Source organism: Mycobacterium sp., assembly GCF_019247635.1.
Classification (GTDB): Bacteria; Actinomycetota; Actinomycetes; order Mycobacteriales; family Mycobacteriaceae; genus Mycobacterium.
The window spans coordinates 1-9,082 of record NZ_JAFBAR010000042.1; the positions used below are offsets into that span (position 1 = coordinate 1).

Sequence of the window (9,082 nt, forward strand, 5' to 3'; positions counted from 1 at the left end):
GCCGGATCCCACCGACTGGTAGCCCTCTTCCTCGATGTTCCAGCCGCCCGCTGCGTCGAACGACACGATGCGGCCCGCGCTTTCGGGATCGGCCGCATGGATGTCGTAGCCCGCCAGCAGCGGCAGCGCCACCAGGCCCTGCATCGCGGCGGCCAGGTTGCCGCGCACCATGATCGCGAGCCGGTTGACCTTGCCCGCGAATGTCAGCGGCACGCCTTCGAGCTTCTCGTAATGCTCGAGTTCGACCGCGTACAGGCGGGCGAACTCGACCGCAATGGCGGCCGTGCCGGCGATCCCGGTCGCCGTGTAGTCGTCGGTGATGTACACCTTGCGCACATCGCGGCCGGCGATCATATTGCCTTGCGTGGAACGGCGGTCGCCGGCGAGGACGACGCCGCCCGGGTATTTCAGCGCGACGATCGTGGTGCCGTGCGGTAGTTGATCACCGACGTGGGCGCCGCTGAGGCTCACCGGCAGCAACTCCGGCGCCTGGCGGCGCAGGAAGTCGGCGAACGAGGACAGGTCTACAGCGGGCTGGTTGGTTGATAAGCGATCAGGTAGCGGCCAGATCACTGTCCGCCCTTTTGGACGTACGCGCGGACAAAGTCCTCTGCGTTTTCCTCAAGGACATCGTCAATCTCGTCGAGCAGATCGTCAGTCTCCTCGGCCAGCTTTTCGCGACGCTCCTGGCCCCCGGCCGTCGCACCGGTGAGGTCGTCGTCATCGTCGCCACCACCGCCACGCTTGGTCTGCTCCTGAGCCATCGCCGCCTCCTGCTTGGTTATCGGCTTCATTCATGGGCGCGCGCGCCCTGCCGGTTTCATCTACCCTACCGGTCAACCCCGACTTTTCCCGGTCGAGGTGGCCTTAGCTCGTCAGTTGTTCGACCAGTTCGACGGCGCTATCCACCGAGTCCAATAGCGCTCCGACGTGGGCCTTGCTGCCGCGCAGTGGTTCCAGCGTGGGGATTCGCACCAACGAGTCACCGCCCAGGTCGAAAATCACCGAGTCCCAACTGGCGGCGGCGATATCGGCGCCGAACCGGCGCAGGCATTCTCCGCGGAAATACGCGCGTGTGTCCGTCGGCGGCTTGTCCACCGCGTCGAGCACCTGATGCTCGTTCACCAGGCGTTTCATCGACCCGCGCGCGACGAGCCGGTTATACAGTCCCTTGTCCAATCGGACATCGGAATACTGCAAGTCCACGAGGTGCAGCCGGGGCGCCGACCAACTCAGGTTCTCCCGCTGCCGGAAACCTTCCAGCAATCGCAGCTTGGCCGGCCAGTCGAGCAGCTCGGCGCAGTCCATCGGGTCTCGCTCGAGCTGGTCGAGCGCATGGGCCCAGGTTTCCACGATGTGGGATGCGCGGGGATCCCGATCGCGGCTGTCAACCAGCTTGGCTACCCGGTCGAGGTAGATCCGTTGCAGCGCAAGGCCGGTCAGCTCGCGGCCGTCGACCAGCGCGACAGCGACCCGCAGCGACGGATCGCGGCTGATTGCATGCACGGCGTGCACGGGACGGGCCAGCGCCAGATCGCTGAGATCGATGCCCTCTTCGATCAAGTCGAGCACCAGCGCCGTCGTGCCCAGCTTCAGATACGTCGACGTCTCGGCCAGGTTGGCGTCGCCGATGATGACATGCAGCCGGCGGTAGCGATCGGCGTCGGCGTGGGGCTCGTCGCGGGTGTTGATGATGCCGCGTTTGAGGGTGGTCTCCAACCCCACCTCGACCTCGATGTAGTCGGAGCGCTGCGACAGCTGGAATCCGGGCTCGTCTCCCGAGGGCCCGACGCCGACGCGACCGGAACCCGTGACCACCTGCCGGGACACCAGGAAGGGTGTCAACCCGGCGATGATCGCGGAGAACGGCGTCTGTCGCGACATCAAATAGTTCTCGTGCGATCCGTAGGACGCGCCCTTGCCGTCCACGTTGTTCTTGTACAACTGCAGTTTCGCGGCCCCGGGCACGCTGGCGACGTGCCGGGCGGCCGCCTCCATGACCCGTTCGCCGGCCTTGTCCCAGATCACCGCATCCAGCGGGTCGGTGCACTCGGGCGCCGAGTACTCCGGGTGCGCGTGGTCGACGTAGAGCCGTGCCCCGTTGGTCAGGATCATGTTGGCGGCACCGACCTCGTCGGCGTCGACCACCGGCGGCGGTCCGGCCGAACGGCTCAGGTCGAAGCCACGCGCGTCGCGCAGCGGTGATTCCACCTCGTAGTCCCAACGGGTGCGTTTCGCGCGCTGGATGCCCGCGGCGGCGGCGTAGGCCAGCACCGCCTGGGTCGAAGTGAGGATCGGGTTGGCGGTCGGGTCCGACGGCGACGAAATGCCGTACTCGACCTCCGTCCCGATGATCCGTTGCATGCCATCGAGACTAGGCCTGACGACCATGCAGCCCGCGCAGCGGGGTGAGGAGGCCCGCGCAGCGGGGTGAGGAGCCGAGTGCGAGCCCTGGACGTCGCCGCTCGGCGTGTCGGCGCCGCGGTTGCACAAACAGCGCGTAGGCCCGCTCAACATTAGAAGTCATGAGCCCAGGGCGTTCACCGGCGGAGAGTGTCGAAGCCGAAAGCTGGTTTCTCGAACGTGGTTTGCCATCGGTATTGACGACCCGAGGCCGGTGGCGACGCTTGTGGCCGCGATCAGCTTCGGTGCTGGCGGTCTACGCGACAATCCAGACCTGCGGGATACCGATCTACCTGATCACCGGCGGACGGGAAATTCACACCGAGGAGCCGACCATCGCGGAATGGGTGGTCTTGGCGGTCCTGGTCGCGGCGCTTCCGCTGTCGGTGCTCGCCGGCTGGCTGGTATCCCTATTGCCACACAAGCGGATCCGCACGATAACAGCGACGATCGTGGTGGCTGTCGCGGTTACTGCCGGGGTCTTCGAGGCGGGTCCGGGTCAACTGCGTGAAGCGGCCCTCGTGATCGCAGTGGTGTTGATCCTGACCGGTTGCGGCGTCGGCTCGGTCATGGGGTGGGCGGCGCGCATGACGCTGTCGCATTTGGCGACGGTTGGCGCCCTGGTGGTCCGGGCGCTGCCTGTCGTGCTGCTCACGGCACTGGTGTTCTTCAACACCTACGTCTGGTTGATGGCCGCGACCATCGGCGACGATCGCCTATGGGCGGCGATGGCGTTTCTCGTTGGCATCGCCGGGGTCTTCGTCATATCCGCGACCGTGGAACGGGTCAGGCCGATGCTGCGGTCGGCGGCCACGCCGCCCCACGACTGCGAAATGTTGGCCGACACGCCCTTTGCGGCCATGACGGATCCGCCAGTCAGTCCCCGGCTGACCAGGTACGAGCGGCTCAACGTGGTCTTTGTGGTGGCGATATCCCAATTGGTGCAAATCATGGTGGTGGCCGTGGTGACTGCCGCCATCTACCTGATCCTCGGGCTGATCCTGCTGTCCCCGGCGCTGCTCAAGGAGTGGACCCACACCGACAAGAACATCGGGACGGTGCTCGGCATGACAGTCCCGGTGCCGGGTTCGCTGATCCATATGTGTCTTTTTCTGGGCGCATTGACATTCATGTACATCAGCGCCCGCGCGGCGGGCGACGCCGAGTACCGCTCGACCTTTCTCGACCCGCTGATCGGGGATCTGCACGCCACCCTGATCGCGCGCAACCGCTATCGCGGCAGCGTGGCTACTGTTGACGCCGATGAGGCGAGTGATTAATTTCACCTGGTGAGCGTCGACGAGGTACCTGCAGAAGCCGATCTGTCCGGCAAGCGTTACGGCGAGGTTCTCCTCATCACCCCCGGCGAGGCCGGCCCGCAGGCCACGGTGTACAACAGCTATCCGCTGAACGACTGTCCCGCCGAGCTGTGGTCCGCGCTCGACCCGCAGGTGATCGCGACCGAAAACGGTGCTGCCGCAGCGCTACTCAACGGCCCGCGCTATTGGTTGATGAACCGCATCGAAAAGGACCGGAAGGGCCCGGCGATAACCAAGAACTTCGGCGGCATCGAAATGCTGATGCAGGCCACCGTGCTGCTGTCGTCAATGAACCCCTCGCCCTACACCACCAACCACGTAACCCGCCATACAGTCTTCGTCTTCGACGCCGGACAACAGATCTACGAACTCCAAGATCCCCACGGCCAGCAATGGATCATGCAGACGTGGAGCCAGATCGTCGACCCCACATTGTCGCGAGCCGACCTGCCCGGGCTCGGCGACCGTCTCAAACTGCCAGCCGGCTGGACCTACCATTCCCGCGTGCTTGCCGACACGTTGCGGGTGGACACCACCACGAAGGCCGCCGACGTCCTGCAGGACGACCTGACCAACAGCTATTCGTTGGTGAACAACTAGCCCCTGCGGTTCGCTAGCCAACTGCGGTGGCGCACAGCGGCTTTGCGTGCGGCCTTGGCGAGCGCATGGTCCGGTAGATGGCGGCCCAGCGCGTCGAGGACGAGCGCGGTCTCGGGCGCAGGATGCCGCCACATGTCTTCCAGTAATTGCCGCGGGTCCGGCACACCGGCGAAAAGACTGCACAGCTCTTCGGGCTCGGCGGCGGAAAACACATCGACGAGTACTGCAACATCGACAAAGCTAGCCAGGGTTTCAGGATCAGCTCGGTCGCGCTGCATCAACCACAGCGCGGCATGGCCGGCAACGGGGGTGTCCAGCAGCTGACGAACCAACGGCTCAGTCGTTTCGATGTCGAACGTGTGCAGCGCAACGAACCCCATCATGCGGCTGTCGGCGGTAGGACTGGCCGCGACGGCCTCGGTCAGCATGCGTACGCGCTCGGCATCCGGACGGTCAGATTGCCAACTTGCTATCAGGGCCTCATGCTGCGCTTCGCCAGTCGACAACAATGGCGTCGATCAGCGTCGCGGCATCCCCGGTGGCAATTCCGTCGGCGCGCCGTAGCACGTACCCGGCGTCGTCGAGATAATCCGGCAGGACAAAGCGGCCGAGGGCGGTCAACGTCACGGTGCCTCCGATCCAGTGGCTGCCGCCGTAAAGTTTCGGCACCTCGACGCGGCCCGACCAGCGCACCACACCGGCCTGCTCGAGGACCTCGAAAATTCGGCTCATATCGCGCTCGATGAATCCGTCGAGACGATCTTTCAGCTCCGACACATACGGCGCGGTCTGCCGGGCGACCACGGACTGGGCCCACTCCAGCAAGGTCTGGAAGGGTAGCTCGGCGGTGTCGTCGGCAAGCAGCGGAGCCAGCCAATGGACTATTCCGTCGTCGAGCACCTGGTGCATTTCGTCGAGGAACCAGACGCGGCCTGAAGACTGCGACTCCAATGGGCCGAGTTCGACGATCGCTGCGAACAGCGCGGCCGCACGAGGCAGGGTTGGGCGAGTTGCCCATGCCTTCACCGGAACTAGGCGACGTCGGTGCAACCGGACCGCGCCCACTTCCTTGGCAACGTCGAGCAGGAAGTTCAGGCGGGGCAATTTCGCCGTGGTCCAGGTCCGGAAACTCTTGTCGCCGATCTGGGGGTCCATCTCGTCGCCGGTGTCGAGCAGATCTATCAGCGCGCGACCGTCGGCCAGTTTGAGATTCCCAGTGTCGGTCAATTGCTTGCCGTCGGGGCCGAGATAGCTACGCAGGGCATCGAGTTTCGCCAACAACGGCGCCTCGGCCGCGGCGGTCTCCACGTCGACAACCGGCGGCGGGATGTAGACGAACGGCAATTCGTAAGTCTCTGGAGCCTCGACCCCGCGCGGGCCGTACTTCTCGATGTCCTCTATTGCCTCCCGCAGCCTCTCGTCATCGTCATCCACGCTGACCTCATCCACGGCCGGCGTGGGATTTCGCATTTCCGCGCGCACGGTCGGGACGAGATCGTCGGCCAGCCTCCTCAACCGGTTGGCACGATCGACGCCACCGACAAGACGTCCGGTGGCCGCCATGAAGTCGACGTAGACGCCGACGGCGTTGCACAGACCCCTGGCCTCGTCGGTGCGCCCCCGCAGACGGTAGGGGCACCACTCCAGCAGAAACTCCGCGACGTCGCTTGGGGCGAATTCGTCGAGAACACCACTAGAGTCGCGATACCGCCAGTCCAAAAAGAACTCGACGTCGCAGAGCACGCCGGCCCGTTCCCGCTCGGGAAGATCCAACCACTGGTCGAGCTCGTCGAGCAGGGCATCACGGGCCCCGCGATACGCGTCGTGGTCGTCACACCCATCAAAACGCAGCTCCACCCGTGCGACGTTAGCCGGGATGACCGACGAACGCCTACAGGTACTGACCCAGGTTGGACTCGGTGTCGATGGCCCGCGACGCGCTCGACGACTTGCCGGTGACCAGGGTGCGGATGTAGACGATCCGCTCCCCCTTCTTGCCCGAAATCCGCGCCCAGTCATCGGGGTTGGTGGTGTTGGGCAGGTCCTCGTTTTCGGCGAACTCGTCGACGATCGAATCCAGCAGATGCTGGATGCGCAGGCCCGGTTGGCCGGTCTCCAGCACCGACTTGATCGCGTTCTTCTTCGCCCGGTCGACCACGTTCTGGATCATCGCCCCGGAGTTGAAGTCCTTGAAGTACATGACTTCCTTGTCGCCGTTGGCGTAGGTGACCTCGAGGAATCGGTTGTCGTCGATCTCGGCGTACATCCGCTCGACCACCTTCTCGATCATCGCCCGGATGCAGGCCGAACGATCGCCGTCGAACTCGGCGAGGTCGTCGGCGTGCACGGGCAACGACTCGACCAGGTACTTCGAGTAAATGTCCTGCGCCGCTTCGGCATCCGGCCGCTCGATCTTGATCTTCACGTCGAGGCGCCCGGGCCGCAGGATGGCCGGGTCGATCATGTCCTCACGGTTGGAGGCACCGATCACGATGACGTTCTCGAGTCCCTCGACCCCGTCGATCTCGCTGAGCAACTGCGGGACGACGGTCGTCTCGACGTCCGAGGAGACACCGGTACCGCGGGTGCGGAAGATGGAGTCCATCTCGTCGAAGAACACGATCACCGGCGTGCCTTCGGAGGCCTTCTCCCGGGCCCGCTGAAAGATCAGCCGGATGTGGCGCTCGGTCTCGCCGACGAACTTGTTCAGCAGCTCGGGACCCTTGATGTTGAGGAAGTAGGACTTCGCCTCGCGGGCGTCGTCACCACGGACCTCGGCCATCTTCTTGGCCAGCGAGTTGGCCACCGCCTTGGCGATCAGCGTCTTACCGCAGCCGGGCGGGCCGTACAGCAGCACACCCTTGGGCGGCCGCAACGCGTACTCCCGGTAGAGCTCCTTATGCAGGAACGGCAGCTCCACGGCGTCGCGGATCTGCTCGATCTGGCGCGTCAGGCCGCCAATGTCCTGGTAGCTGACATCCGGCACCTCCTCCAGCACCAGGTCTTCGACTTCGGCCTTGGGGACGCGCTCGAATGCGTAGCCGGCCTTGGTGTCGACCAGCAGAGAATCGCCAGGCCGCAGTTTGCGCGGCCTGGTGTCATCGTTGAGAGCGTCGGGATGTCCCTCGGGCAAATCCTCGGCGACCAGGGGTTCGGCCAGCCAGACGATGCGTTCCTCGTCGGCGTGGCCGACGACGAGTGCGCGGTGACCGTCGGCAAGGACCTCGCGCAAGGTCGAGATCTCGCCGACCGACTCGAAGGAGCCGGCCTCGACCACGGTCAGGGCCTCGTTGAGCCGGACCGTTTGGCCCTTCCTGAGGGACTTGGCGTCGATGTTGGGCGAGCACGTGAGCCGCATCTTGCGACCCGACGTGAACACATCGACCGTTTCGTCCTCATGGGCAGATAACAGGACGCCATAACCACTGGGGGGCTGTCCGAGTCGATCGACCTCTTCGCGTAGCGCCAACAGTTGCTGACGGGCCTCTTTAAGAGTTTCCATTAATTTGGAATTGCGAGCCGCAAGTGAGTCGATACGGGCTTCGAGTTGATGCACATCGCGGGCGGAGCGGGTAGAGCTTTGCGAGCCAACCGCACGCTCGAGTTCCTCACGCAGCACTGCTGCCTCACGACGTAGTTGTTCTAGTTCGACGGCATCGTCGCTGGACAGGTTGTTACCGAATGCTTCAGAACGCTCTGACTCACCCATGTTGCGCTCCTTTCCCGCTACCGAAATGGCGCGGCGGATACGTCAACGCTACCGGCGATTGGCGTCAGATGTGCGGAGTCAAATGCGGTGGAAAAGTAACAAGTAATGTCCCGCTGGTAATCTCTGCGTCACGTCGGGCACCCCGAAAGGACACCCCGGACCATGAAACCCCTCGCCACGGGCGTAGCCGCGGTTACCAGCATTCCCGCTGCAGCCGCGGGTGTGACTTACATTGCAGTCCACCCATAGCCGAGCATTTCGCCGGATGCATCGAGTGCTCTCGGCAGCCCTGTGCACAGTCGCCGCCGTAGCGGCGCTGGCGCTGTCGGCGTGTTCGAATCACGTCGCCAAGAATTCGGCGGCGACCGAGTCGGTGCCACCCGCCTCGTCGAGCGAGGTCGCCAACGCTCCCACCGTTCCCCTGCCCGCGCCCGAAGCGCTTGTCGACGTGTTGACTCGGCTCTCCGACCCGGCCGTGCCTGGTGCCAACAAGACCGACCTGGTCCAGGGCGCGACTCCCGAGACCGGTGCCGTCCTGGACAAATACACCAACGCGTTGCGCGACAACGGCTACCTGCCGATGACGTTCACCGCGGAGGGCATCGCGTGGTCGGATCAGAACGCGTCGAATGTGATGGCCACGATCAATGTCTCTTCGGCGAACAACCGCAGGTTCACCTTCCCGATGGACTTCACGCCCTGCGCAACCTGCCAGGGCAGCTGGCAGTTGTCCCGCAAGACCGCGGAAATGCTGCTGGCGCTTGGCACTTCACCGGATTCGACGACGCCGGCGACCAGTTCGGCACCGGCTCCGCCCCCCGGTCCCAATCCCAGTCCCAGTCCCAGTGCCAGCCAGCCGGCACCGGTGCCGGCCCCGACCGAAAGCCCGGCGCCGGCTCCGGCGCCCACCTCTTGAAGACACCCTGACCCCCGGAATGTGGATCGGCTGGCTCGAGTTCGACGTGCTGCTCGGCGACGTGCGATCGCTGAAGCAGAAGCGCTCGCTGGTACGCCCCGTCGTCGCCGAGCTGCGGCGCAAACTCAGCGTGTC

10 protein-coding genes are annotated in these 9,082 nt (G+C 64.8%); 4 read left to right on the top strand and 6 right to left on the bottom strand.

The window, feature by feature from the left end; all coding sequences use genetic code 11:
• From prcB to dop, 3 genes are all read right to left on the bottom strand, one after another.
• A partial coding sequence (prcB, locus tag JO236_RS06280) for a proteasome subunit beta (protein ID WP_293326243.1) occupies positions 1-573 on the bottom strand: 573 nt, incomplete at its 3' end.
• Positions 570-764, bottom strand: a complete 195-nt coding sequence (locus JO236_RS06285) for a ubiquitin-like protein Pup (protein ID WP_293326264.1) — start codon at positions 762-764, stop codon at positions 570-572. The genes prcB and JO236_RS06285, both read right to left, overlap by 4 nt.
• Before the next feature lie 103 nt (positions 765-867).
• Entirely contained in the window at positions 868-2,364 is a 1,497-nt protein-coding gene (dop, locus tag JO236_RS06290) for a pup deamidase/depupylase (RefSeq protein ID WP_293326246.1), read from the bottom strand.
• Between the two features lie 161 nt (positions 2,365-2,525).
• On the opposite strand from dop, the gene JO236_RS06295 reads away from it, so the two are divergent.
• Positions 2,526-3,683: a hypothetical protein gene (locus JO236_RS06295; protein ID WP_293326250.1), complete on the top strand. Its 1,158-nt coding sequence runs from the start codon at positions 2,526-2,528 to the stop codon at positions 3,681-3,683.
• A gap of 9 nt (positions 3,684-3,692) precedes the next feature.
• Positions 3,693-4,322 (top strand): hypothetical protein, encoded by a 630-nt coding sequence (locus JO236_RS06300; protein ID WP_293326252.1) that lies wholly within the window; start codon positions 3,693-3,695, stop codon positions 4,320-4,322.
• Here the strand turns inward: JO236_RS06300 and JO236_RS06305 are convergent.
• Genes JO236_RS06305 through arc form a run of 3 tightly spaced genes read right to left on the bottom strand, consistent with a single transcriptional unit; the run spans position 4,319 to position 8,031 of the window.
• On the bottom strand, positions 4,319-4,750 hold the full coding sequence (locus tag JO236_RS06305) for a hypothetical protein (protein WP_293326254.1): 432 nt from the start codon (positions 4,748-4,750) through the stop codon (positions 4,319-4,321). The genes JO236_RS06300 and JO236_RS06305 overlap by 4 nt on opposite strands.
• 52 nt (positions 4,751-4,802) lie before the next feature.
• On the bottom strand, positions 4,803-6,179 hold the full coding sequence (locus JO236_RS06310) for a hypothetical protein (protein WP_293326256.1): 1,377 nt from the start codon (positions 6,177-6,179) through the stop codon (positions 4,803-4,805).
• A gap of 34 nt (positions 6,180-6,213) precedes the next feature.
• Positions 6,214-8,031, bottom strand: coding sequence for a proteasome ATPase (gene arc, locus JO236_RS06315; RefSeq protein WP_293326259.1), 1,818 nt, complete (start codon positions 8,029-8,031; stop codon positions 6,214-6,216).
• A gap of 265 nt (positions 8,032-8,296) precedes the next feature.
• Between arc and JO236_RS06320 the strand changes: the two genes are divergently transcribed.
• Positions 8,297-8,947 carry a hypothetical protein gene (locus tag JO236_RS06320; RefSeq protein ID WP_293326262.1) on the top strand — a complete coding sequence of 217 codons (651 nt, stop codon included), beginning with the start codon at positions 8,297-8,299 and terminating at the stop codon, positions 8,945-8,947.
• Positions 8,948-8,966: 19 nt separating this feature from the next.
• On the top strand, positions 8,967-9,082 hold a 116-nt coding region (locus tag JO236_RS06325; RefSeq protein WP_293326267.1), incomplete at its 3' end, for a DUF503 family protein.

What these genes read in the sequence shown, in the direction of transcription:
- JO236_RS06285 (WP_293326264.1), bottom strand. Translation starts at nt 764, where the DNA reads ATGGCTCAGGAGCAGACCAAGCGTGGCGGTGGTGGCGACGATGACGAC.
- dop (WP_293326246.1), bottom strand. Translation starts at nt 2,364, where the DNA reads ATGCAACGGATCATCGGGACGGAGGTCGAGTACGGCATTTCGTCGCCG.
- JO236_RS06295 (WP_293326250.1), top strand. Translation starts at nt 2,526, where the DNA reads ATGAGCCCAGGGCGTTCACCGGCGGAGAGTGTCGAAGCCGAAAGCTGG.
- JO236_RS06305 (WP_293326254.1), bottom strand. Translation starts at nt 4,750, where the DNA reads ATGCTGACCGAGGCCGTCGCGGCCAGTCCTACCGCCGACAGCCGCATG.
- arc (WP_293326259.1), bottom strand. Translation starts at nt 8,031, where the DNA reads ATGGGTGAGTCAGAGCGTTCTGAAGCATTCGGTAACAACCTGTCCAGC.
- JO236_RS06320 (WP_293326262.1), top strand. Translation starts at nt 8,297, where the DNA reads ATGCATCGAGTGCTCTCGGCAGCCCTGTGCACAGTCGCCGCCGTAGCG.